The 23,454-nt window shown below is 65.6% G+C and carries 26 protein-coding genes; 13 read left to right on the forward strand and 13 right to left on the reverse strand.

The window, feature by feature from the left end:
• Nucleotides 1-111 precede the first annotated feature (111 nt).
• The 9 genes from HUT07_RS08905 to HUT07_RS08945 all read right to left on the reverse strand — a co-directional run bounded on the left by HUT07_RS08905 (nucleotide 112) and on the right by HUT07_RS08945 (nucleotide 8,175).
• Complete coding sequence (locus tag HUT07_RS08905) at nucleotides 112-645, reverse strand: lipocalin family protein (protein WP_176020643.1); 534 nt, start codon at nucleotides 643-645, stop codon at nucleotides 112-114.
• A 14-nt stretch (nucleotides 646-659) separates the two neighbouring features.
• The gene (locus HUT07_RS08910) at nucleotides 660-1,736 is read right to left on the reverse strand and encodes a class I SAM-dependent methyltransferase (protein ID WP_176020644.1); all 1,077 of its coding nucleotides are present in this window, start codon (nucleotides 1,734-1,736) and stop codon (nucleotides 660-662) included.
• Between the two features lie 5 nt (nucleotides 1,737-1,741).
• Nucleotides 1,742-2,518, reverse strand: coding sequence for a DUF1295 domain-containing protein (locus HUT07_RS08915; RefSeq protein WP_176020645.1), 777 nt, complete (start codon nucleotides 2,516-2,518; stop codon nucleotides 1,742-1,744).
• Nucleotides 2,515-3,060, reverse strand: a complete 546-nt coding sequence (locus HUT07_RS08920; RefSeq protein WP_176020646.1) for a DUF2878 domain-containing protein — start codon at nucleotides 3,058-3,060, stop codon at nucleotides 2,515-2,517. The genes HUT07_RS08915 and HUT07_RS08920 overlap by 4 nt, the downstream gene beginning before the upstream one ends.
• Before the next feature lies 1 nt (nucleotide 3,061).
• Nucleotides 3,062-4,327 (reverse strand): cyclopropane-fatty-acyl-phospholipid synthase family protein, encoded by a 1,266-nt coding sequence (locus HUT07_RS08925; protein ID WP_176020647.1) that lies wholly within the window; start codon nucleotides 4,325-4,327, stop codon nucleotides 3,062-3,064.
• Nucleotides 4,324-5,091 carry a DUF1365 domain-containing protein gene (locus tag HUT07_RS08930; protein WP_176020648.1) on the reverse strand — a complete coding sequence of 256 codons (768 nt, stop codon included), beginning with the start codon at nucleotides 5,089-5,091 and terminating at the stop codon, nucleotides 4,324-4,326. Before HUT07_RS08930 ends, HUT07_RS08925 begins: the two co-directional genes overlap by 4 nt.
• Nucleotides 5,088-6,365, reverse strand: a complete 1,278-nt coding sequence (locus tag HUT07_RS08935) for an FAD-dependent oxidoreductase (RefSeq protein WP_176020649.1) — start codon at nucleotides 6,363-6,365, stop codon at nucleotides 5,088-5,090. Before HUT07_RS08935 ends, HUT07_RS08930 begins: the two co-directional genes overlap by 4 nt.
• 1 nt (nucleotide 6,366) lies before the next feature.
• On the reverse strand, nucleotides 6,367-7,323 hold the full coding sequence (locus HUT07_RS08940; protein WP_176020650.1) for an acyl-CoA desaturase: 957 nt from the start codon (nucleotides 7,321-7,323) through the stop codon (nucleotides 6,367-6,369).
• A gap of 84 nt (nucleotides 7,324-7,407) precedes the next feature.
• Nucleotides 7,408-8,175 (reverse strand): hypothetical protein, encoded by a 768-nt coding sequence (locus HUT07_RS08945; RefSeq protein ID WP_176020651.1) that lies wholly within the window; start codon nucleotides 8,173-8,175, stop codon nucleotides 7,408-7,410.
• Nucleotides 8,176-8,318: 143 nt separating this feature from the next.
• On the opposite strand from HUT07_RS08945, the gene HUT07_RS08950 reads away from it, so the two are divergent.
• The 4 genes from HUT07_RS08950 to HUT07_RS08965 all read left to right on the forward strand — a co-directional run bounded on the left by HUT07_RS08950 (nucleotide 8,319) and on the right by HUT07_RS08965 (nucleotide 10,684).
• Nucleotides 8,319-8,942, forward strand: a complete 624-nt coding sequence (locus tag HUT07_RS08950; RefSeq protein ID WP_176020652.1) for a sigma-70 family RNA polymerase sigma factor — start codon at nucleotides 8,319-8,321, stop codon at nucleotides 8,940-8,942.
• Complete coding sequence (locus HUT07_RS08955; RefSeq protein ID WP_176020653.1) at nucleotides 8,939-9,613, forward strand: ChrR family anti-sigma-E factor; 675 nt, start codon at nucleotides 8,939-8,941, stop codon at nucleotides 9,611-9,613. Before HUT07_RS08950 ends, HUT07_RS08955 begins: the two co-directional genes overlap by 4 nt.
• Before the next feature lie 19 nt (nucleotides 9,614-9,632).
• Complete coding sequence (locus HUT07_RS08960) at nucleotides 9,633-10,316, forward strand: NAD(P)H-binding protein (protein WP_176020654.1); 684 nt, start codon at nucleotides 9,633-9,635, stop codon at nucleotides 10,314-10,316.
• A gap of 71 nt (nucleotides 10,317-10,387) precedes the next feature.
• Entirely contained in the window at nucleotides 10,388-10,684 is a 297-nt protein-coding gene (locus HUT07_RS08965; RefSeq protein WP_176020655.1) for a hypothetical protein, read from the forward strand.
• Nucleotides 10,685-10,695: 11 nt separating this feature from the next.
• Here HUT07_RS08965 and HUT07_RS08970 read toward each other — a convergent pair whose 3' ends face one another.
• Together HUT07_RS08970 and HUT07_RS08975 are read right to left on the reverse strand one after the other, a co-directional pair.
• Nucleotides 10,696-11,181: a TspO/MBR family protein gene (locus HUT07_RS08970; RefSeq protein WP_176020656.1), complete on the reverse strand. Its 486-nt coding sequence runs from the start codon at nucleotides 11,179-11,181 to the stop codon at nucleotides 10,696-10,698.
• An 80-nt stretch (nucleotides 11,182-11,261) separates the two neighbouring features.
• Nucleotides 11,262-13,457, reverse strand: a complete 2,196-nt coding sequence (locus HUT07_RS08975) for a hypothetical protein (protein WP_176020657.1) — start codon at nucleotides 13,455-13,457, stop codon at nucleotides 11,262-11,264.
• Nucleotides 13,458-13,577: 120 nt separating this feature from the next.
• On the opposite strand from HUT07_RS08975, the gene HUT07_RS08980 reads away from it, so the two are divergent.
• The gene (locus tag HUT07_RS08980) at nucleotides 13,578-15,431 is read left to right on the forward strand and encodes an XVIPCD domain-containing protein (protein ID WP_176020658.1); all 1,854 of its coding nucleotides are present in this window, start codon (nucleotides 13,578-13,580) and stop codon (nucleotides 15,429-15,431) included.
• Nucleotides 15,432-15,464: 33 nt separating this feature from the next.
• Here the strand turns inward: HUT07_RS08980 and HUT07_RS08985 are convergent, their stop codons facing one another.
• Entirely contained in the window at nucleotides 15,465-16,475 is a 1,011-nt protein-coding gene (locus HUT07_RS08985) for a DUF4034 domain-containing protein (protein WP_176020659.1), read from the reverse strand.
• Nucleotides 16,476-16,592: 117 nt separating this feature from the next.
• On the opposite strand from HUT07_RS08985, the gene HUT07_RS08990 reads away from it, so the two are divergent.
• The 4 genes from HUT07_RS08990 to HUT07_RS09005 all read left to right on the forward strand — a co-directional run bounded on the left by HUT07_RS08990 (nucleotide 16,593) and on the right by HUT07_RS09005 (nucleotide 19,266).
• Nucleotides 16,593-17,054: an AraC family transcriptional regulator gene (locus tag HUT07_RS08990; protein ID WP_176020660.1), complete on the forward strand. Its 462-nt coding sequence runs from the start codon at nucleotides 16,593-16,595 to the stop codon at nucleotides 17,052-17,054.
• Nucleotides 17,055-17,065: 11 nt separating this feature from the next.
• Nucleotides 17,066-17,485, forward strand: coding sequence for a VOC family protein (locus HUT07_RS08995; protein WP_176020661.1), 420 nt, complete (start codon nucleotides 17,066-17,068; stop codon nucleotides 17,483-17,485).
• A complete protein-coding gene (locus HUT07_RS09000; RefSeq protein ID WP_176020662.1) occupies nucleotides 17,482-17,691 on the forward strand; it encodes a hypothetical protein in 210 nt (69 codons plus the stop codon). Before HUT07_RS08995 ends, HUT07_RS09000 begins: the two co-directional genes overlap by 4 nt.
• 90 nt (nucleotides 17,692-17,781) lie before the next feature.
• Entirely contained in the window at nucleotides 17,782-19,266 is a 1,485-nt protein-coding gene (locus tag HUT07_RS09005) for a hypothetical protein (RefSeq protein WP_176020663.1), read from the forward strand.
• A 4-nt stretch (nucleotides 19,267-19,270) separates the two neighbouring features.
• On the opposite strand, the gene HUT07_RS09010 is transcribed toward HUT07_RS09005, so the two are convergent.
• The gene (locus tag HUT07_RS09010) at nucleotides 19,271-20,011 is read right to left on the reverse strand and encodes a DNA/RNA non-specific endonuclease (protein ID WP_176020664.1); all 741 of its coding nucleotides are present in this window, start codon (nucleotides 20,009-20,011) and stop codon (nucleotides 19,271-19,273) included.
• A gap of 384 nt (nucleotides 20,012-20,395) precedes the next feature.
• On the opposite strand from HUT07_RS09010, the gene HUT07_RS09015 reads away from it, so the two are divergent.
• The 4 genes from HUT07_RS09015 (at nucleotide 20,396) to HUT07_RS09030 (ending at nucleotide 23,427) form a co-directional block, all read left to right on the forward strand.
• On the forward strand, nucleotides 20,396-21,061 hold the full coding sequence (locus HUT07_RS09015) for a hypothetical protein (RefSeq protein ID WP_176020665.1): 666 nt from the start codon (nucleotides 20,396-20,398) through the stop codon (nucleotides 21,059-21,061).
• A gap of 38 nt (nucleotides 21,062-21,099) precedes the next feature.
• Nucleotides 21,100-21,681, forward strand: a complete 582-nt coding sequence (locus tag HUT07_RS09020) for a hypothetical protein (protein ID WP_176020666.1) — start codon at nucleotides 21,100-21,102, stop codon at nucleotides 21,679-21,681.
• Between the two features lie 413 nt (nucleotides 21,682-22,094).
• Entirely contained in the window at nucleotides 22,095-22,505 is a 411-nt protein-coding gene (locus HUT07_RS09025) for a hypothetical protein (RefSeq protein WP_176020667.1), read from the forward strand.
• Nucleotides 22,506-22,614: 109 nt separating this feature from the next.
• Nucleotides 22,615-23,427, forward strand: a complete 813-nt coding sequence (locus HUT07_RS09030; protein WP_176020668.1) for a hypothetical protein — start codon at nucleotides 22,615-22,617, stop codon at nucleotides 23,425-23,427.
• The last annotated feature ends 27 nt before the right edge of the window (nucleotides 23,428-23,454 follow it).

Below are 23,454 nucleotides of genomic sequence, written 5' to 3' on the forward strand. Positions count from 1 at the left end.
AGGAGGCAGGCTACACCCGGCTAGCGCCCGGGCGAGCCCCCATTCATCTCGTCGCTGGAGCGGGGTTGCGCCTGACCACCCGGCAGTGGCCCTGCGCAGCTCAGGCGCGTCTCAGCGCACCGATTGCGGCACCCTGCGCAGCTTGCCGATGTCATAGCCCATGGCCTTGATGCGGGCGACTGCCTGTTGGTATTCCGCCTCGCTCACCTGCGGCGTGCGCGCCATGTACCACACGTAGTCGCGCTTGCTGCGGGCCACGATGGTCTGGGTGTAGCCCTCATCCAGCCAGGCAATGAGGTATTCGGCCTGGATGGGCCAGATGAACTGCATGCCCCACACCGCGCCATTGCCATGCTTTTCCACGCGGCCTATCGGGTGCATCGACTTCTGTGGTGACTGGAAGCTGCCCTTGCGGTAGGTAAAGGTGGTCTGGATGCGGCCATCGGCCTGCAGCGCGTAGCTTTCCACGGCATCGAAGGCCTCGCGCTCCGGCCGCGACGGAATATGGGCGATGACATACCAGTCGCCCATGAAACGGGGCACGTCGACCTTCGGCGCCAGTGGGATAGGGCGGGTGTCGTGGCTGCTGCAGCCTGCGCCGAACAGGGCCACGGCCAGCAGCGGGAACAGTTGGGTGATGCGCATGGCGGCGGTCTCCTTCAGCGCGGACGGAACAGGTAATGGGCCACCAGCCATTGCTGGCCATCGTCGTAGCCGAACAGCTCGGCGCAGGCCATCCAGAACATGCGCCAGCGCTGCCACCAGATGCGTGCGGTGGCCTCGTCGCCATAGGTCTGCACAAGGACGGGCAGCAGTTGCTCGCGGGCGGCATCCTGATTGGCCAGCCAATGGTTGGCGGTGCGCTGGTAGTGAGTGCCATCCAGCAGCCAGCGCTGATCCAGCACCAGTTCGCGCTGGAAGTGCAGCAGCGTGTCCGCGGCCGGCATCAAACCACCGGTGAAGAAGTGCCGGCCCATCCAGTTGTCGTCGCCCTCGGTCTCGAACGGATACATCAACGTGCGATGGGCGAAGATGTGCACGAACAGCGCGCCGTCCGGCTTCAACCAGCGAGCGATGCGGCCCAGCAGGCGGTCGTAGTTGCGCACATGTTCGAACATCTCCACCGACACGCAGCGGTCGAATGCCGCTGCAGGCAGCTCCAGCCGGTTGACGTCGCGGGTCAGCACTTCGACGTTGCCGAACCCGCGCGCCTCGCATTGCGCGAGGATATGGCTGCGCTGGCTGTGCGAGTTGGAAACGGCGGTGATGCGCGCGTTCGGGTAGCGCTCGGCCATCCACAGCGTCAGCGAGCCCCAGCCGCAGCCCAGTTCCAGAATGTGCTGGCCATCGGCCAGGCCGGCGCGCTGCCCGTACAGCTCCAGCATCGCGTCCTCGGCCTGGTCCAGCGTCTCGCTGCCGGTACGGTAATAGCAGCTGCTGTACTTCAGGCGATGCCCCAGGCAGCCCTGGAAGAAGGCAGCGGGAACCTCGTAGTGCTGGCGGTTGGCGGCATCCACGTGCAGGGCCAACGGGCTGCTGGCCAGTTCGGCGATGCGGCGGCTGAAGCGCTGCGACTGCTCCTCCATGCTGCCGGCCGACTCTTCGGCCAGGCGTTGTGCGCACAGGCGCCGGATGCCTGCGCGCAGTGCCGCATCAGGCAGCCAGCCACGCTCGGCCCAGCCAGTGAGGCCGCCTTCTGTATCGGCAACCGAAGCAAGGGAGGGGGTGCTGTTCATCGGAGTCACTCCTTGGGGCTGCGCGGAAACCAGGGGAAGAACATCGAGGTGCTGCGCTGGTAGTCACGATAGTCATCGCCACGACTGCGCAGTGCCTGTTTCTCGGTGAAGGGAACGCCACTGAGGTAGCGCAGGAACACGTACATCAGTACCGGCCCGGACCAGGCCAGCCACCACAAGGGCGACGTTGCTGCCAGCAGCACATAGGTGAACCAGTGCAGCCATTCGAAGAAGTAGTTGGGGTGGCGCGTGTACCGCCACAGGCCCTGACGGCAGGTACGGCCCTTGTTGGCCGGATCGGCACGGAAGCGTGCCAGCTGGCGGTCAGCCAGCGCTTCGCCACCCACGCTGAGCAGCCACACCACCACCGCCGCTGCGATCCAGCCCAGCATGTCGCTGCGCGGGTTGCTGGCCACGGCCACAAACGGCAGCGCAAACAGCACCACCAATGCGGCCTGTGCCATGAAGAAGCCGAAGATCTTTCCCTGGTGGCCGTGCCAGTGCTCACGCAGATAGCGGTAGCGACCATCCTCTTCCTCGCTGCGCACGCGCCGCCACAGGTGCAGGGCAAGTCGGCTTCCCCACAGGCCACCCAGCACCGCAAGCGCGATGCGGGGTTGCAGCGCGCCATCACCCAGCCATGCGAGCAGCAGCGCACCTGCGGCCACGCCCTTTGCCCACAGCACATCGACGATGCCGATGTTGCGGTGCCTGCGCTGCCAGGCCCAGCCCCAAGCCATGATCAGCGCGGCATACAGCAGTAGCCACCACAAGGTGCTCATCGGGCTGCTCCGATCAATGGGGCGTCATGTTTACGGGGCGTTCCGCGACGGGCCACTGCGCACAGCAGCGACAAGGCCACGCACCAGCCCAGTGCCAGTGTTGCCACACCCTGCCAGGCCGGTGCGGTGAAATGCACCGCCTGGAATCCGCGCGCCGCCGACAGATAGGCCAGCGGCGCCAGCAGGCCAAGGGCCACCGGCAGCAACCAGTGCCGCTGCAGGAACGCCATCGGCCCTGTCAGCGTCATCGCAAATGCGGCCCACAGGGCGAAAATCCACGGTGGTGGCACCCAGCCCAGCGGTGCAGCGGCGTACTGCACGCCACCACTGGCGGTTGCGCTGCCATCCACCAGCCAGGCGCAGGCCAGCGCCAACAGCATCAAGCGCAGATCCAAGCGCGGCTGTGACGAGGTAAGCAGCTGGCTGGCCACATACACGGAGGCTGACAGCACGGCCGGCCATTGCCAGCCTCGGCCGGCGCCGGCAACGGCGCACAGCCACACCATCTGGTTGCCGATCACGTTGACCCAGGTGCGGCGCATGTCAGTCGATCCGCTCGCCGCGGGCATCGGCTTCGGGGCGGTAACCCGGCCGTGCCAGCAGTAGGTGCGACACGCCGATGGAGCGTTCCAGGAAGCCACCTTCGCAGTAGGCCAGGTAGAACTCCCACAGCCTGCAGAAGCGCTCATCGAAGCCCTGCGCGCGTACCGCCGGCAACTGCGCGAGGAAGCGCTGCCGCCAGGCGCGCAGGGTCAGTGCATAGGAGTGGCCGAAGTCCTGCTGTGCGATCAGCTGCAGGTCGCTGGCCCGGGTCTTGGCGGCCAGGATGGCGTTGATCGAGGGAATGAAGCTGCCCGGAAACACGAAACGCTTGATGTAGTCCACGCTGCGCCGCGCCTGCTCATAGCGCTGGTCTTCGATGGTGATGGCCTGCAGCAGGGCCACCCCATCGGGTTTCAACAACCGCTGCAGGGTGGCCATGTAGGTATCCAGGTACTCGGCACCGATGGCCTCGATCATCTCGATGGAAACCAGCTTGTCGAACTGTCCCTGCAGATCGCGGTAGTCCTGCATCAGCAACGTCACGCGGTCCTGCAGGCCGGCCTCGCGCACGCGCTGTGCGGCCAATGCGTGCTGTTCGGCAGAGATGGTGGTGGTGGTGACATGACAGCCGTAGTGCTGCGCCGCATGCACCGCAAAGCCGCCCCAGCCGGTGCCGATCTCGACCACGCGATCACCCGGCTGCAATCGCAGCTGTTGGCAGATGCGGTCCAGCTTGCGTCGCGACGCGCTTTCCAGTGATTCGGCGGCACCGCTGAACAGCGCCGAGGAGTACATCAGGTCCGGCGACAGAAACAGCGCGAAGAAGTCGTTGCCGAGGTCGTAGTGGGCGGCGATGTTGCGGCGGCTGCCCTCGCGGCTGTTGCGGCGCAGCCGGTTCCAGCCGCGCAGCAGCCAGCCGCCGATCCGCGCCGGGCCGCGCTCCATGCCGTCAAGCAGGTCGCGGTTGCGCACCAGCAGCTGCACCAGCGCGACCAGATCATCGCAGCGCCAATCACCGTTGATATAGCTCTCGCCGGCGCCAACGCTGCCGTTCGCGGCCACCTTGCGGTAGAACGCCGGGTCATCGATGGTTACGGTGACCTGAAGGTCGCTGCCTGCGTTGCCCAGCTGCACCTCGCCAAACGCATCGCGCACGCTCAGGCGGCCATTGTGCAGTGGCGCAAGCTGGGCCAGCAGACGCCGGCGCAGGAACGCATCCAGCGTGCCGGGCAGGGGAAGAGCGGCCGAGGGGGTCATTTCGTTCATCGTGGTTTCTCGGCAAGGGAAGGATGGTCGTGCACGGGGTTGCGCTTGAGCCAGAGGCGCAGTGCCTGCCAGTGGATGGCGGTGACCACCTGCGCGCTCATCAAGGGGTAGCAGGCCAGCACGCGGGCAAGCCCACGGCCATCGATGGGCCGCCGCTGCATGCTCTGGGTCGCATCGAACTGTCGTTGGCCGTCGCGCCAGACCTGCATGTGCACGCGCAGGTCGTCCGCGGGCGCGGTGAAGCGCCAGTCATACGCGCAATCCATCGGCATGAAGGGTGAAACGTGGAAGGCCTTGTCGAACTGCCAGCGTAGGGCGCGACCCTGCTGCACCGCGGTTGCGACCGGCAGCACATAGGCGTGCCGCTCCTTCCAGGGGGTATTGGTGATCTCGGCGACGATGCAGTCCAGGGTTTCCCCGTCAGCCTGGTAGCAGTAGTAGAAGCTGACCGGGTTGAACACGTGGCCGCCGAAACGCAGGTGGGTCAGCAGGCGCACCGGACCGTCGGGGCGTCGCCCGAGCACCGTGGCTGCGTGATCGCGCACTGCGTCGGACAGGGAAGTCGTCGGGTCGCCGAAGTAGTCGCTGCGGCGGAACTCTGCCACATTGCGGCGCCCGACCGACCACAGCCAGCGGCCGGCAAAGACCTGGTCCAGTTCGTCCAGGTCCAGCAGCAGCTGCGCGATCGGGTAGCGGAACGCATGCGCATGCGGATGGTAACGGCGATGCTCGACGTGCCCGAAGTAGATGGCGCTGGCGCTCACGCGGGCACCTCCGCTTGCTGCGCGCTGTGGCTGCGGAATGAGCGTGCCTGCAGCGCGTCGACCAGGCGGCGGGCACTGCGGATGCCGTCCTCGTGGAAACCCCAGCCCCAGTAGGCACCCGCGAACCAGGTGTGGCGATGTCCCTGCACCTCGGCCCAACGCTGCTGTGCCTGTACCGCAATGTGGTCATGCACGGGGTGCGCGTACTGCAGGCGACGCAGCACCTTGGCCGGATCGATGGCCTCGCTGCGGTTGAGGGTCACCACCAACGGCGTGTCGCCGGGCAGCCCCTGGAGCAGGTTCATGCAGTAGCTGACCGTGCAAGGTGCGGAAGGATCGCGCGGCACATGAGCATTCCAGGCCGCCCACGCCTTGCGGTTGGCCGGCAGCAGCGAGGCGTCGGTGTGCAGCACGGCCTGGTTGGGCTGGTAGCGGATCGCACCAAGCACCGCGTGCTCCACCGGATCCGCGTCAGGCAGCAGGGCCAGGGCCTGGTCGCTGTGGCAGGCCAGGATCACCTCATCGAAGCCTTCGATGCCGTTCGCCGTGTGCACGCGCGCCCCCCAGGGCATGCGCTCGACCGCGTGCACAGGACACTCCAGCCGTTCGTGCACCCGCCATCGCGCACGCAGCGCCTCAACATAGCGCGCCGAACCGCCCTTGACCACGCGCCAGGGCGCGCGTCCGGTCATCTGCAGCATCTGGTGATTGGCCATGAACTGCACCAGGTAACGCGCCGGGAAGTCCAGCACCTGTGCCGTCGGCGACGACCACAATGCCGAGGCCATCGGCAGCAGATGCTCCTGCACGAACGCCTCACCATAGCTCTGGCTGTGCAGATACTGGCCCAGCGTCGGACCGTCCACCTCGCCGAGCAGCAGGGGGGCATCGCGATAGAAGCGACGCAGGTCTGACAGCATGCCCCAGAAGCGCGGGGACACCAGGTTTCTTCGCTGGCAGAACAGGCCATCCAGCGAGGTGGCGTTGTACTCCACGCCACTGCGCTCGCTGTGCATCGAGAAACTCATCGTGGTGGGCTGCGAGGCCACCCCGAGTTCATCGAACAGGGCAGACAACAGCGGGTAGTGCAGGGCGTTGAAGACGATGAAGCCGGTATCGACCGCCAGCCTGCGACCGTCCACGGTTACGTCGTGGGTGTGGGTGTGGCCGCCCAGGTAATCGTTCGCCTCGAACAAGGTGACGTCATGCTCGCCGTCCAGCCACCAGGCGCTGGACAGGCCGGCGATGCCGGAGCCGATGATCGCGATGCGCATGTCAGTGCCTCGCCTTGGCCAGCACCCAGGCCGGGATCGGCTTGAGGCCCTTCACCAGGCCCAGCGCAGCCATCATCCGCAGGCCATACCAGCTGATGTCGATCTCCCACCAGCGGAAGCCCTGGCGCGCGGTGCCGGGGAAGAAGTGGTGGTTGTTGTGCCAGCCCTCACCGAAGGTCAGCAGGGCCAGCCACAGGTTGTTGCGGCTGTCATCGCGGGTCTCGAAGCGGCGCCGGCCGAAGCGGTGCGCCAGCGAGTTGATGGTGACCGTGGCATGGAACAGCACGACGGTGGAGATGAAGAAGCCCCAGACCAGCAGCTGCGGGCCGGAGGTGTGCAACGATGGGGCCACGCGCTCGAGCAGGGCGCCAAGACTATACAGCGCAGCGGCCAGCAACACGGGCACCACGGTGTCGAAGCGGTCCAGCCAGCGCAGCTCGGGGAACTTGGCCAGATCGGGAATGCGCTGCAGGTCGGTGGCAAAGGCGCCGCGGGTGAGGAACCATCCCATGTGGCTGCGCCAGAATCCGCGCTGGCGAGGGGAGTGCGGGTCCTGCGGTTGATCGGCGTGGCGGTGATGATGGCGATGGTGTGCTGCCCACCACAACGGACCGCGCTGCACGCTGGCGGCACCGATGACCGCGAACACGAACTGCACGGTGCGCGATGCCTCGAACGTACGGTGCGAGAAGTAGCGGTGATAGAACGCGGTGATGGCGAACATCCTGATCGCGTACAGGAACACTGCGACGGCGACCGCCGTCCACGACACGCCTACCCAGATCACCGCGAGGCAGGCCACGTGCAGCAGCGCGAAGGGCAGGGCGCGCAACCAGTCGATGCGCTCACCCTGGCCACCTTCGGCCACCGCTTCGCTTCCGGCATCGGTATCGAACCAGCGCTGGAAGGTGCGCAACAGGCGCGAACGTCTGCGGAGTGGAGGCGCTGCGGATGCCATGGACGGAGGCCCGAGGGAGTCGATTGCCTACCTCTACGTGTTGTGGTGCCGGTTGGATGCAGACGATTGCATTCGACTGCGTTTTCACTTGGTCGTAACAACGCAGCTCGATACCAGCGGTCGCTGCAGTTCATCGCGCCAGCGTTGCTCCGGCTGCTCGCTGGCGGCGGCGGCAAAGCGCACGGTCACCTGCGGATAGTCGCCACGCGTATCGCGCAGGTTGCTGGTGCCACGGAATTCCAGCAGGCGGCGATCGGCATCGGCGTACACCAGCGACAGACGCGGGGCCACCGCGCCGAACCAGGTGTCAAGGCGGACGTCCACCGCGTGGGCGGCAAGCCCCTGCCAGAGCACGGGGCCCCGGTACTGCACCTGCACGGGGTAGAAGCGCTGCCGGCCGGGCACCAGGAACGGCAGGCTGACCGGCGTTCCGCTCAGCAGGGTTTGCCAGTGGCCCCGCACGGCCGCATCGAAACCGGCATCGATCACCGCATCCGCCGGCAGGGGCAGCTGCTTTGTTCGTGAAGGGGCCGACGCGTCTTCCTTCCAGTCAACCCGCACTCCATCGCGGTCGACCAGCACACGGGCCGCCTGGCCGCTGCGGGCGTCCTGCAGCACATAGCCCCGCGCCTGGGCCCGCACAGCGGCACGCATCTGCTTGCGGGCGAAAGGTTGGCCGGCAGGGCACAGGTACTCCACCCAGCGCTCGCTGCCATCGCCGGCCCCGCGCTGCCAATGCACTTCGCGGTAGGCGGTGGTTCCATTGGGCAGGGTGGCAACGCCCTCCGAGCGCAACAGCGGCGCCGCGCCGACGGCGCAGGGTGTGAACATCAGCAACCAGGCAACACGCATCGGGGCGATCCATGGGAGGCTTGTCAGGCTGTACGCACGCCGGAGCCGGCTGGATGCAGGCGGCTCCCATCCGGAGTGCATCCAACCGGCTCCGCCATGCGTAGAGGGGAGGACTCCTCTTCACCCAACGGCTGCCCCCGCCGATGTACCGTCCTCCCGCCAGCCCCTCTCTTTCCTTCGACACCGCCCGGATCGTGTCCAGTTCACAGCAGCCCAGCAACGAGCCGACGAACTGGAATGGCGAGATGGACGGCGTCGCCCGGCTGCGCGATCGCGACTGTTTCATGCGCATCTACGACCATTTCATGCCGCGCCTTTGCATTTATCTGCGCGGCCTTGGTGCGCCCGCGTCGGTGGCCGAAGAGCTGGCTCAGGAGTGCCTGCTGCGGCTTTGGCTGCGCGCGGCCGAATTCGATCCTGCGCAGGGTGCATTGAGCACCTGGCTGTACCGCATCGGCCGCAACCTGCACATCGACCGGGTGCGCCGCGAGCGCAGCTGGATGCAGGTACAGGAGGCGGTGGAGGACGCTGCTGCCGGAGATGTCAGCGAGCGCAGCAGCGCCGAGCAGTTTGCCGACCATGCCCGCCTGCGCCAGCGCATCAACGAACTGCCGGCCACGCAGGCGCGCCTGGTGCGGATGTCCTACTTCGAGGCCAAGAGCCACAGCGAGATCGCACAGGCGCTGGGCATGCCGCTGGGCACGGTCAAATCGCACCTGCGAAGGGCGTTTCTGCAGTTGCAGTCGAAGGTGGGGGGCGCACCATGAACCCGCACCACCATCTGCATGAGTCGACGCTGATGAGCTACGCCGCCGGCGCCCTGCCGACGCCGTTGAGCATTGTCGCCGGCACCCATCTGGAACAGTGCCCCCATTGCCGCCAGCGCCTGCGCGAGGCAGAGGCCATCGGTGCCGCACTGCTGGAGCAGACCCAGCCGTCGGCGGGTGAGGGGAGGCTGGCGGGGCTGCGCGACGCGATGCTCGCGCAGCTTGGTGAGGTGCCGGCCGGGATGGTGCCGAACCCGCTGCGGTCGATGCCGCCGGAACGGCCCGAGGCTGACCCGGATCATCTGCCGAAGTCGCTGCATCCTTACTTCGGCGATTCGTTGGGAAGGCTGCACTGGCGCTGGATGGCTCCCGGTGTGCATTGCATCCGCGCCGAGCAGATGCCTTCGCTGATCATGCTGAAGATCGCGCCGGGCAAATGCCTGCCGATGCACAGCCACGGTCGCAGCGAACTGACGCAGATCCTGCGGGGCTCCTACAATGATGCGCTCGGGCTGTTCGCACCGGGCGATGTTGCAGACCTGGACGAGGACGTCGAGCACCAGCCGGTAACGGCGCCTGGTGTACCGTGCATCTGCGTTTCCGCGCTGGACGCGCCGTTGGTGTTCAGTGGTTGGCTGGCGCGGAAGATCCAGCGCTTCGTCAAACTCTAGGCTGCTTCAAGGTCCACACATGCACGAAACACGCCCACTACGGATTCTGCTGACCGGCGCGACTGGGCTGGTCGGGCAGGGCGTTGCCCGTGCCTGTCTCGCATCGCCACAGGTGGCGCGGATGGCTGCCCTGGTCCGCAGCACGGCCGGGCTCGACGCGCGGATCGAGCAGATCGTGCTGGCGGATTTCCAGCATGCCCGCGATGTGCGACCGCAGCTGGACGGATTCGACGCCTGTTTCTATTGCGCCGGCGCACCACCGGTCGGCACTGCCGAGGATGAGTATCGGAAGGTCACGCTCGATGCCACCCTGGCTGTAGCTGCAGCATGGGCAGAGGCGAATCCAGACGGCCGGTTCCTGTACGTCTCGGGTGCCCACGCCAATCCACACAGCCGGATCATGCCGCTGCGCATCAAGGGCGAGACCGAAACTGCATTGGAGCAGCTCCCTGTACGCACCGTCATGCTGCGTCCTGCCGGGGTGCGCCCGGTGGCGGGAACCGGTACCCGCCACGCCGCGTTGAAACCGCTGTACCGCTTCGGCGGCCCGTTGATGGCTGCGGCCGGTCGCATCGCGCCGTCGCTGGTGACCAGCAACGAGGCCATCGGTCGCGCGATGATCGTTCTGGCGACGATGCCTGACCCGCCACCGGTGCTGGAATGCGCGGAGATCAATCGACTGGGTGCTGCGACCAGGACCTGAGGAATGCGCTGCACATCTGCTGCACATCGCGCGCACTACAGTCGTCGCTCACTCTTCTGTGATGTATCGACGTGAATCTGCAGACATCGTTCTCTCCGCTTCGCCCATCGCGCCCCGCGCCTGACAACGGCCGTTTCGACCTGTTGGATATCAACGCACTGCAGGATCCCGGTAGTGGTCGCATCGTCCATCTCTATTCGCTGGTGGCGCGCTGCCTGTCCTGCGAAGTGGTGTTCAAGGCGCAGGAAGGCGACGGACTGGTCAGTACCTCTGTTGCACGCGTGCTGCGTTGTCCGACCGGCTGCGGCGAGCAGGCCTTCAAGGGAAGCGTGCTGCGTCAGTGGCGTCAGGGGTCACACGCTCTGTAAGCCGTGTCCGGCTAGAGCACGGCTGGATTGGCCTGCCACACGGCGAAGTTGAGCGCGCTGGCAAATGCCACCCAGACCAGGTAGGGCAGCAGCAGCCACGCCGCCAGCGGGCGCACCCGATGGAAGGCCACCATCGTGGCCACGATCAGCGCCAGCAACAGCAGGATGTCAGCGAATGCCAACGCGCCCTGTTTCCAGCCGAAGAACAGCCAGCTCCACAGCACATTGAGGGCCAGCTGCAGCAGGTAGAGCGCCAGCGCAGGCGTGGTCGCGCGCCATCCTCCCTGACGCCAGACCAGCCACGCTGCCAGCGCCATCAGCGCGTAGAGCAGCGTCCACACCGGGCCAAACACGCTGGCAGGCGGCGCCCATGTCGGCAACGCGAGGCCTGCGTAGAACTCCGCTGCAGAGATGGAGGCGCGCGCGCCCAGCGCCGCGGCCAGAAAAGTGACGATGGCCCAGCCCAGAAGACCAACTGCCTGCCTGCGGACGTTCATGGTGTATCTCCTCCAGCACAACTGCGGACTGCGGTAGTGCGTTGTACGTAAACGCGTCGCGACTGGATGCAGCCTTCGGTTCAGTCGGCCGTACCGCCGTTGCTGGCCGCTGCGGCACCGGGCAGCAGCGCAGGCCGACCCTCGAACCACTCCCGCGCGCCAGCCAGATGCCATTGACGGCGCTGGCCATCCAGTTCGATGCCGGCGCCCAGCAGGCCCCAGCGCAGGTACAGGTCGCCGCGCTTGCGCTGATCCAGCAGATCCAACCGCGCACGTAGCGAAAGGCGCTCGTTTTCCGCCTGCAGTCCATCCAGCACCAGATGCCCGGCGCGCCAGCGCAGTCGGGTATGCGCATCCACCTGGCCGGAATCGAGCAGGGACAACGCCCAGCGCGGGTAGTCGCTGCGCTCGGCAAACAGCGCCAGCAGCGGGCCCGCGTCGCGCATTGCAAGGTCCGCACGCGCATCCACCTGGAAGGGTGACTGCGCATCGATGTCACCGCGGGCGACGGTGACACGGCCCCACCACGGTTGTGGTCGCTGCTGGTCACCCACCTGCACGTTGCGCAGCTCGATCACGCTTCCGCCGAGATCGAACCGGCGCTGGCTGAAGTCGCCGCGCTGCAGCCTGCCATCGACGCGCGCGTCGCCCTGCAGGTCAAGCCCCGCTATCTGCAGGCGGGCGCGCTGACTGCGCAGACGGACACTGCCGTTGCCGACCCGGCCTTGGGTATCAAGTTGAACGTCGCCGCTTACCTGGCCAGCACCTCCCAGCAGCCGCACCTGGCCCGTGCCCAGGTAGCGGTTGTAGGCGGTGAGGTCTGGAATGGTCGCGTCATCGAAGCGCAGCTGCGCACGTACGCCCTTGCGCAGTTCGCGCAGGCGGCCATCACCCGTCAGTGTCAGCGCCAGATCACGCCCATCGAACAATGTGGCGCCTTTGGCGCCGCCCGCACGGGCATTGAACGTGGGAAGCTTCACTGCCAACACGGCGCGCGTCGGCGTTCCGGCCTGCAGCTGTCCATGGGCGCTGGCCGTTCCCTGCATGTGCACGCCGGCCACCTCGGCCACCGCCCGCGCCGCAGGGATGTCGACGCTGCTGCCAGCAGCCAGCTCTCCGTCCTGCAGGCGCAGGTCCGCGCGCAGGACGCCGCCGCCCTGCAGCTGGAACCAGGGCTTCTGCACGAACAGCGCGGGGATCCAGTTGAGCGAGGTGAAGGTCCATTCGCCCTTGACCGTGCCAGACGTGCGCGCCAGTACATCGCTGGGTTCGGCAAATGGAATGTGCCGCCCGGCGATGATCAGGTCCGCGTCCAGTGCGGCGCCGGTGCCGTCGCGCTGCGGCAATCGCGCCTGCAAGCGGATATCGCGGGCGGCGTCCAGCTGCACCGCCAGCGTTCCGCGATCCGGCGCGCCGGCGCCCACCTGCAATGGAATCCGCCAGACGGCATGGCTGCCTGGCTGCAGTGTGCCTTGATCAAGGGTGATCGAGGCCTGCAAGTGCCCCGGCACGGCGGCGCTGGCAATCGAGGGTAGCTGGGTGTCCGTATCCAGCCGCAGCCCCTGGCTGCGCGCCTGCACCTCCAGCGCTGCATGCAGCAGACCCAGCTTCGCCAACCCCGGTGCCTGATCGCGATAGTGGCGCGGATAGGAGAACTGCGTCTTCAACTGCATGTCGCCGAGCAGCTGGGTGCCGTCGAAGCTGACATCGGCATCAGCGAAAGCCACTTCCGAGCCCAGTAGTTCCGAGGGCCCACCACGCAGCTGCTTGACGAAGCCGACCGTGCCGCTGCCCTGGCCGACGATCAGCAGCTTGCCGGCGCGGAAACTGCGGATGCTGTCGCTATGGATCGCATCGAATCGCAAGGTCCAGCCACGATCACCGCGTGGGGGAGAGGGAATGGCCTCATCCACGCGCGCGATCTCTGCGGCCACACCGGTGGCGTGCAGCGACGGCACGCGCACCTCGCGGTGGAACAGCGGCAACAGCGCCAGTCGGGCACTGGCGCGGTCCGCGCGCAGCACATACACCGTGTGATTGACGTGGCCGCGCATCTGCACGTTCCAGGCGATGACGTGTCCTGGCAGCAGCGTGATCGCAGGGCCGGTTGTCATCACGAACTTGTGCGGTTTGCGATTGGTGACCTGATCGAACAGCGGTGTATTGAGAAAAATGTTCCCCGCAAGCAGATACAGCAGATACAGGCCCAGCAGGTAAGGCAGCAACCTGCGCCCGTAGTGGAGCCATCGCTGCGGGCGGGCGAGGGAGTAGGGCATGAACCCTCGGCGGGGAGTGAGATGGTCATCACTATCGTGGATGCGGCTGCGGCACGATGTGAACGTGCTGCGCACCCTGCGCTCTATAATCAGCATGTCTCTGTTCAAGGAGGTCACGGCATGAATGCCCAGACCAGCAAGGAAGGCGCAACTCCGGACGCGCCGCGCGATGCCGCCACGGCATCGTTCGATCCGACGTATACCTCGGCAAACAGCGAGGTCCGCGCTGCCGCCGCGGGTTACTCGGTCACGTTGAACGAGGGCGACGGCGCGCTGAAAGTGGGCGCTGAGCAGAAGCGCGCTGCGTCCAGTCTTGCATCGCAGTTCCAGGGCACGTCGCTGAGCATGGCCGGCAGCCCGACAGCCGATGGCGGCAGGGACTACCTGCTCACGATGGAGTCGGTGGTCGGCGCAAGCGTGAAGGGTGCCGGCTTCCAGGACACCAGCAGCACGGGTGTACGCGCGCGCTACAGGGTCAGCCTGCCCAGCGACGCGGTGGACGTCGATCCCACCCGCGTCAATCCGTTCGATCCGCAGACCATTCCCAAAGGAGGCAGCGTCACCCTGGATGGTCAGCAGTTCACGGGTACCGCGCTGGAAGGCAGTTTCCGCAACATCGCCATGCAGAGCCAGACGACCGAGGCGAGCGGTGGCAGCTACCGTGTGGATCGCCTGGAAGATGGACGGGTGCGGGTCACCACCGGGCCGAACGAGGCGGTCGAAGCCTTCAACGGCATGGGATTCAACGCTGGCCGGTTCAGCGCGATTGCCGGCCGCCAGGACGCGCTCGGTCACTCTGCCGTCCGCACCGCCACCTTCGATCTGGATCAACCCGAAGGCCGTCAGGCCTATGAACAGTTCATCGACAACGGCACGTTGAGCAGCCAGACCCCGGGCGTACAGGATCTGGCTACGGTCGAGCGGCTGGGCGTGAGTTCGCAGACCCGGCTGAAAGTCGGCTACGGCGACACGTTCGGCGTGGATCTGGCAGGTGCCCGCAACAGCGGTGACGTAGTGCAGGTCAGCCGCGAAGATGGCAGCCGCACCGAAGTGCGCAGCGTGCAGTACAACGGCAATCTGCCGGCAGCCCGGGTCAGCGCTTACGGTGCCGACGGCCAGGAGGATACGGCGCAGCGCCGTTACGAGTTCACCTTCGACCTGCGGGGGCATGCGCAGGGTGAACAGATTGCCGGGATGGTCAACGCGGCGCTGTCCGGTGACCCAGCAGGTGATCGTGGGCCGGTAAAGGCGGGCGAGCTGAATACTCTGAGCTTCAGCGAGGACCAGATGCGCACACTGATGGAGCGCACCCAATCGATGGTCAAGGACAACCCGATGCTGGGTCCGTCGTGGCAGGTGCTTGCAGGGGACGGCAGCGGCAATCCGCAGCAGGATGTGGACGCCTTCGCCCTGGCGCTGGCACGCAACCAGGGGCAATCCACCTACGGCATGGCCGAACGCATGTTCCACATCGCCGCAGCGGGCGGCAAGGATCTGCAGAAGATCGACGCGGGCGTGCAGGGCGAGCACCTGCAGTCGCTTGCGGCGCCGTCACCGCTGCTGCCGCGTCAGGACCCGCGGCACGCCGCAAGCCCGGACCATGGCCTGTGGCTGCAGAGCCAGGGCGCGGTGGGCAGCCTTGACCAGGCCATGGGGCGACAGCCCGATGAGATGAGCGAACGCCTGGGCATGGCGCTGCTGGTCGCGGCAAAGGACAAGGGTCTGCAGCGGATTGACGAGGCCGTGCTCAGCGACGATGGCCGCTATGCATTTGCGGTGCAGGGTCAGCCGCACGCTGCGGATCGTCAGATCGCCCGCACCGAGACCGCGCAGGCGGTGGCCATGCCGGTCGAAGATCAGCTGCGCCAGCTGCAGGACGCGCCCCGGCACTCCAGTGCTGTGCAGCAAGATGCCCGGCAACAGGAGCAGGAGCAGGCCGTACAGGAGCAGGCCGCGCGGGCCATGCCGCGCTGACGCGCACATGGCCCGGCTGTGCGCCGGGCGCGATCATCGTGCAAAGGAGCCCTCGGGCAGGCATTGGCGCTCGGCCGAGTCGACGACCATGCCCAGGTAAGGTTCGCCAATGCCTTGTCTGGCCAGCAACTGGCGCTGCCAACCTTTCGCGGCGGGCACGTCACTGCTGAGGCAGGCATGGCGGGCGGCGGCCTCCAGGTTCCATGCAGTGGGGTACTCGGCCAGGATGTCCTGCCACCCCTGTCGCATCAGCGGCCACTCGACTGCCGAGTTCTGGAACAGCCGCTGCCCTGACACGCCCTCGCTGACCGACGCGTACATGCGCGCATACAGGCTGGCGCGGCGACGCTTGGATGTGCGCGTGATGGCATGCCGCGCGAAGGCTTCCATCTGCTGCGCATCGCCATGCCAGTGCGGGGTGAAGCGCTGGATCGCGATCAGATACAGCGGGTCATGGTCGGGAAAGAGCTTGCTGCCTTCGTCGAACAGCGTCATGAACGCTGCTTCGTCCACCCCCTGCCGCAACGCGATCAGGATGGACATTTCATACCAGTAGGGGTCGCGCTTGGCGATCGCCTTATGCTCCTGCATATAGGCTGCTGCCACCGCGTTGTACTCGTTGAACTGCTGCCAGTCCTGCGCGCCCACCTCGTTCGCATAACCATCACCACGGAAGCTCCAGGCGAGGTTGAGCGGAACGCGCGCGGCGGCCAGGTGGGCCGACGGAGAGCGCGGTGATTGCCGAATCCAGCGTGCGGCCCACGCGGTCCAGTCATTCCACTGCTGTACGTCCTGATGCGCAGTGCCGATGCGGCGCGACATGCAGATGTAGAAACGGCCGAGGTTGGAATAGCCACTGGCATTGCGCTCACCCTTGCGGAAGCGCTCGGCCATGGCATCCAGCGCCTTGAAATCGTCGGCGTCCATCAGTTGCGCCACCTGCTCGCACAGGGCCAGTGAATCGGGGTCTTCCGCAGCCCAGGCGGGCGAAGCGGAAAGACAGGTCACGCTCAACAGCGTGCCGACGAAGTGCATCCTGCGCATCGGGGTCATCCTTGAAATTGAGGGCCGGGGGGGCATCAGGCTGGTCCCGGCAGGCGCAGTATCCCATTGCCCGCCGCCCATCGGAAGCGCCACCGTCTTCTGCGCTACGCTGGGCGCATGTCCCAGAGCCCCGAACTGCTGCGCCGCCTGCTGCGCGCCAAGGACCATATGGACCGGGCCAGCCACGAAGACTGGCCGGTGGCCCGGCTGGCGCAGGTCAGTGCGGTCTCTTCGGCCCATTTCGCGCGCTCCTTCAAGGATGCCTTCGGAGTGCCGCCGCATCGCTACTTGCTCAGTCGACGCATCGAGCGCGCCGTCGCTCTGCTGCGCGATACCGATCTGCCGATCACCGAGATCGCGCTGCAGACTGGCTGGACCAGCCTGGGCACCTTCGGCCGGATCTTCCGCGACATCACCGGCGACAGCCCGGGCGCCATCCGCAGCCGTGAACGTACCGACGCTCCGGCGCAGGGCCCTGTACCGGAGTGCCACGCCCGTGCCGCGCAGCGCCCGGATCTGAAGATCGCAGTTTTGGAGAAGCGCCGTCGCGGCAGCCTTGTTAGCGTAGATCCCACCTGAGGGAGAATCCTATGACTGGCATGGTGAATGTGGTTGGGCTGTATGTGCACGACCAGGACGCGGCGCTCGATTTCTATGTCGACGTGCTCGGCTTCCAGGTGCACACCGACGTGGGCAGCGGCGACTATCGCTGGCTGACGGTGCACTCCGGCGACAAGAACGGCTTCCAGCTGGGCCTGTTCAAGCCGGGGCCGCCGGTACACGATGCCGCCACTGCACTGACCCTGCAGCAGATGGTGGCCAAGGGCGCGATGCCACCGCTGGTACTGGCAGTGGACGATTGCCGGGCCAGCTACGAACGACTGTTGGCGCGTGGCGTGGAATTCACCCAGGAGCCGGTGGAACGCTTCGGTGCGGTGGATGCGGGGTTCCGCGATCCGTCCGGGAATGGCTGGAAGATGATCGAGCGTCCCACGAGGAACCCGCAATGAGGGCTGGTGGCTGGGCGCGCCCCGTGCACCGCTGGACCTCGATCATCTTCACTTTGGCGGTAATCGCCAACTTCGTGGGGCGCTGGGCGGGGCAGGGCGAGCCACCCGCCTGGATCACCTACTCGCCACTGCCGCCGTTGTTCCTGCAGTTGTTCACCGGGCTGTACCTGTTTGCCGTCCCTTATCTGCTGCCGAGGCGTGCGTAGGGGAAGCTGCGCATTGGATCACGCCGCACGGACTGGGCCAGCCTGCGGCGTGTGATGATGGAGCCCAGGTGATCGCTAAGGAATGCACGCATGTCATTGGATTGGTTGTTGATCGGCGCTCTTCTGGCGGCGCCCGCCGTTGATGCGCAGGACGAGACATGGTCCGTGCGGTTGTCCGGCGATCTTGCGGCCATCGATGCGGCCTTGCGTGACAGCCATCCGGGCATGTTCGACGCGCGCAATCCCGGCTTCGTGCCACAGCTCGATGCAGCGCTGGCGCAGGCACGCTCCCGCGCCGCCAAGGTCGACAGCCATGCCGGGTACTGGTGGACACTGAAAGGCTACGCAGCGACCTTCAACGATGGCCATGTCAGCCTGAATGCCATGGCAGGCGCCCCGCAGCTGGCGATCCGTTGGCCGGGATTCCTGACCGGTTTCGATGGCGACGCGCAGATCGTCATGACCGCCGAGGAGGGCGTCGCGCTGCCTCCTCTGGGCGCTACGCTGGCCTCATGCGATGGCGTGGACGCGCAGGTGCTGGCGCGGCAACGCGTGGGTGACTTCAGCGGGCGCTGGAACCTGCAGGCCAGCCGAATCCATGCAGGCGGCGAAGTATTGCTGGATCAGGGCAATCCCTTCATTGCCACGCCACGCATGTGCACCTTCCTCGTGCAGGGGCGAATGGTGGACTATCCGCTGGTGTGGAAGCCCATCGATGCCGCAGCACTTGCACCACGCCTGGCCGATACCCGTCGCAGCTTCCGGCCAGCCAATGGCATGCGCAGGATGCCCGGCGGTGGCTACTGGATCACCACCAGCAGCTTCAATGCCGATCCCACCAAAAGCAATTTCAAGGAATTGACTCGGCTGCTGCAGACGCTTGCTGGCCAGTCCGATGCATTGCGGCAAGCGCCGGTGGTGGTGCTGGATGTGCGCGGCAACAGCGGCGGCGCCTCGCAATGGAGTCTCGAGCTTGCGCGCCTGGTCTGGGGCAGGGAGCGTGTCGACACCATCGGCGACCACACCTGGGTCGAGTGGCGCGCTTCCAAGGCGAATCTGGCCCAGTTGCAGGCATTCCAGGCAACGCTGAAGGCCTCGCCCGATGCAGCAGCTGAAATGCTGTCGATGCTCGACACGGTCACCGCAGGCATGGCCCAGGCGCTGGCCAAGGGCGAGCCGCTCTGGCATGCGCCACGCCCACCGGATGCTGCTTCCCCACCGGCTGCTGTAGATACACCGGCGCGGCCACGGCGCAATGTAGTGGTCGTTGCCGATGCCTCCTGCGGCTCCGCCTGCCTGGATGCACTGGATCTGTGGAAGCAGCTCGGGGCGATCCAGGTGGGCGTCGAAACGTCCGCCGATACGGTCTACATGGATGTAAGGCCAGAGCCGCTTCCCAGCGGCCTGGCGCGCATTTCCATCCCGATGAAGGTGTTCCGCGGTCGCGCGCGGGGATTCAATGAAGCCCTGCTGCCTGATTGCCGTTACGCAGGCGACATGCGCGATGGTGCCGCACTGGAAACCTGGGTGTTGCAGGTCGACGCAGCGCGACAGGCAGGGGATCGCTGCCCGTGATCGCTCAGCCCAGATCGCATCCGCTCGGCAGCGGCCAGCTGGTGCTGGGCAGCATGTTCTTCAGCGAGGCCGGCGCATTGATCGCCACGTAGCTGGCGCCCAGCAGTTCTTCCAGATCCGCGATGGTGACCAGGTAGCTGTCCAGGCTGCCCAGGCCCGTTTCGTTGGGAATGATCCAGCTGATGGCTTTGGCGGTGCCGGTGTTCGGATCCTTGGTGATGATCGTCTTCCAGAAGAATTCCGGGGTCGGAATGCCGTGGCTGGCCAGGAAATAGTCATTGGACGCATCGCCATAGACAACGCCGCCATAGACGTCGACGGGGGCAATGTCCCGATAGCACTCAGCGACATTCTCGGCCTTGACCCAGATGCCCTGATTGAAGCTGGACACCTGCGGCACGATGTTGGTCATGTAGTTGGCGCGGCGGATGTAAGTGGCGTCGTAGTCCATATGGTTGGACGTCACCAGATGGCCCCGGTCATAGCCGGACTGCACGCTGGCATAGGAGGACGTACTGGTCTGGCCGAGGCAACCTGCCGGCAGGTCCGGGTCCCTGTAGAAGCTGGACGGACGTGCGGCCGAACCGGTGTCCGCCACCAGTGTGTATTCGTACCGGGTCGCACTGTGGATGCTGCAGTCATAGGTCAATACGAACCCTCCCTTGTTGAGGGTCACGACCTGGGCGTGTGCTGCGCCGGCAAAGGCGCTGAAAGCAAGGGCAAGCAAGAACGTGGCAAGGCGCATTGCGGATCTCCATGGATGTGGGCAAGGCGCAGCCGTCCACCACGGCAGGCCAGGCCTTTCCGTGTGAAGGACGATGCGGTGACAGGGACGGGGGATGCGATCCGGCCGTGGCCGGTGGTGCCTGGAATCTCGACCGCTGAAGGGCGTTACGAACGCTGTCGCGGTGTCGTTAGCGTCATTTGTTGACGCCGGCAGGTCAACGCCCAAAGTGCGAAGGTGTGACTGCGCGCAAGCACTGGGCTCCTGTCAGATCAGGGCACCTCTGCATGAAAAGAAGAGCTGGTAATGGCGTCGCCGCTACCCGGGCGAGCGCCGGCCGCAGGATGCGCACAGGGGATTAACGTGACGCATCACGCACGGGCCGTTCGATGCCCTGTAGCGGTCGTGCAGCGCTGGCGCTATGCTCGCTCGGAAAAGGGGACTACGCAGATGAAATGGACTTCCATCGCGGCCGCAACGCTCTGCGCGCTGCTCGTCAACGGATGCACCTCCTACCTGGCAAAGCCGGATGTCCCGCTCGCGCCCGACGAGGGCATGGTGGTGATGTCGATGAACTGCCAGAGCAACATCAACTACATCACTCTTTTTCCCGGTGGCGCCGATTCCAGAGGTGCATTTGCCGAGAGGCACAGTGACTTCGATGTGGGCTGCAAGGCAGGGCTGGTGTCATTGCGGATGAAGGCAGGGCGGCACTACGTTGGCCACCTTACCGAGCATGGCTACGGCTTCATGGGTTCGGTGAAGGAAGATGACGCACTCGCTTTCGACGTCCAGCCCGGCGTGATCACCTATATCGGCGAGATCATCGTGTTCGGGCTGTACAGCCACATCGGCGACAGCGACCGCTGGGTGTCGGTACGCAACCGCGAAGTCGAATCACGGCGACTGCTGGAAGAGAGGCAGGGATGGCTGCTTGCGCGGTATCCGTTCCGAAGCCAGCTGGCCACTCCTGCGCCAGGCGCACCCTCCAGCGACGCGCTCGAAGCGGAGCTGAGCACCTGCGGCGAAAAATGCAACGCCTACCTCGCTCCGCCGCTGCAGATGCGGTGACCGCGTATTTCACCCGGCATTCCAACGGAACCAGGCAGATGAAGCGAATCATCGCGGCGGCAGTGCTGTTGATGCTGTCCACTGCGGCCAGCGCGGGCATCGAGAACATGAAGGAATCGAAGAAGCTCAAGCCGGACGAAGGGATTCTGGTCACTTCGGTCACCTGCGCAGATCAGATCAACTTCGTGCAGCTTTACCTGTCTGGCAATACGTCGGCCGGCTTCTGGGGGCCGTACCGGTTCAACTCTGTGGCCACCTGCGCAACGGGACTGAAGACCCGTCCCATCAAGGCTGGCCGCTACTACATCGGCTGGATCGGCATGGGGCAGCAGGGCATGGCCATTCCCGAGCCCCAAGCCGTCAGCTTCACGATCGAGGCGGGCAAGCTCAACTACATCGGTGACATCTACGTCGGCGACGTTTCACCCTTCCGCGTGGACACCGAGACACTGTTGCGGATAACGGGCAATCTGGTCAGCGTCATCGATCGGGAGGCACAGGCAAGAGCCTCCCTGGCTGCCGATCACGCCTGGTTGCTCACGCGCTATGAATTCGTCAGTTCACCCGCAGTGCCGCCGCCAGCAGCAAACATGGTTGAGAAGCACCCAGTCACGCCTTGATGTCCATGGCAGCGGGTGTGGAAGCCCGAGAATCTCCATGCCAGCCGACCCGCCTGCTGGGTGTTCACCCTGCAGGCGCAGGCGACGTCGTAGAACCGCAGACAGCGCGGGGTGTTCGAGAATGAAGCGAGTGGGCGGCCACGCCCGCAGAGGTGGTCGCGTCAAATAATTGACCATTATCCCTGGCGGCACTCCGGGATCCGATGGATTATCTGCACTTTCTACTTTTGCGACGTCGCGCACGATATCTGGCGATTATAGGATCATAATTCGCCGCAACTGCAGGAGCGAATGCAAGGTTCGCCCGCTGGCCTGGATTCAACGAACGGGCCGCATGCAGAGGCGGGACTGCACGATTGGCGTGACAAGAATTTCAGGCTTGTACTTACGTCCAAATGCGAAGGGGGCAGGGGATGCGCACGCGAACCTTTGGAATGCTGGCCGTCGGCATGGTCGCCTTGCTGGGATTTGAAGGCACGGCCCTGGCGGACTTGCCGAAAAACATGATTTTCTTCATGTCCGGAACTGCCTGCCCGGCAGGTAGCAGCAGGCTCACCAATGCGAATGGCAGGATGCTGCTGGTGGCCAACGATACAGGTGCGATCGGGTCGACCTCGGGAAAGGCGCTGGCAGACCGCGAAGATCGCAGACACAAGCACAAGGCGAAGGTATCAGCCAATCTGAACGAGCATTCGATATCGGCCGCCAGCAGTTGCTGCAACAGCCAATCGACCCGCAAGGGAGAGCACTCTGCGGATCTGGAAACCGACGAGTCGACATCTGCGCTTCCGTTCGTTCAATTGCTTGCCTGCAAGGTCGATTGACCCCTCCGTCAAGCTGTGATTCCAGCACCAAGCGCCGTGCTGCGGCCCCGGGTCCAGTACATGCCTGGCCGCGATCGCTTTCGCCTCACGCTCACTCAAAAGGTGCGACATGGCTACCACGCGTCGTCTTTTCCGTCCAACCCCGGCCCCGCTGCTCGCAGCTTTGCTCCTGTACGCATCCGCGCCGCAGATCGTTGCAGCAGCGGATGCCATGCCATTCTTCACTCAGGCCTATTTTGCCGGCACATGCCCAGAAGGCTGGACGTCGGTCGATGGTGCCAAGGGACGCTTTGTGGTGCCTGCGCCCCTGGGCGCCGGTGTCGGCGGCTTTGCCGGAGATGCGCTCGATGGAAAGAAGCCTCCGGCGCACAGGCACCAGCGCATCAACGGCAAAATCAATCTTCCATCGAAGAACTTCGTGCTGATAGGCGGTTGCTGCAACGGCAGCCTGGGTGATTCCGGGGACTATTCGGTCAGCGGTGCCTCCGAGGAGGCGAGCGGCGACTTGCCTTACGCCCAATACGGCCTCTGCATCAAGACCTCCAATGGCGATGGCTCGGCCATCCCGTCAGGTCTGATGACCTTCATGGCACAGACCATGTGTCCAACTTCGTGGGAAGTGGAAAATTCGGTTGCGGGGCGCTATATCGTCGCGCTCCCCGACAATGGCACGCCCTACTACCAGTTCGGCGGAAAGCCGCTGGATCCAAGCGAAGTGCGCAGCCACGTGCATGGCGTGCAGGGAAAGATTCCGTTCAGCGGCCATGACATCGCAGGCGCCAGCGGCTGCTGCGCAAGCGGCTATGCGTCCAAGGGCGATTTCAGCATCGTCGACACCAGGACGGAGCCGGTTACCGGTCAGCCGTCCGACAGTGCGGTGCAGGCGCCGTACTACACCGCGCTGATGTGCCGGAAGCAATGAGGTCGGTCTTCGAACGGCAGGGAGAGC

Origin of the sequence: Stenotrophomonas sp. NA06056 (assembly GCF_013364355.1) — a bacterium.
Lineage (GTDB): Bacteria > Pseudomonadota > Gammaproteobacteria > Xanthomonadales > Xanthomonadaceae > Stenotrophomonas.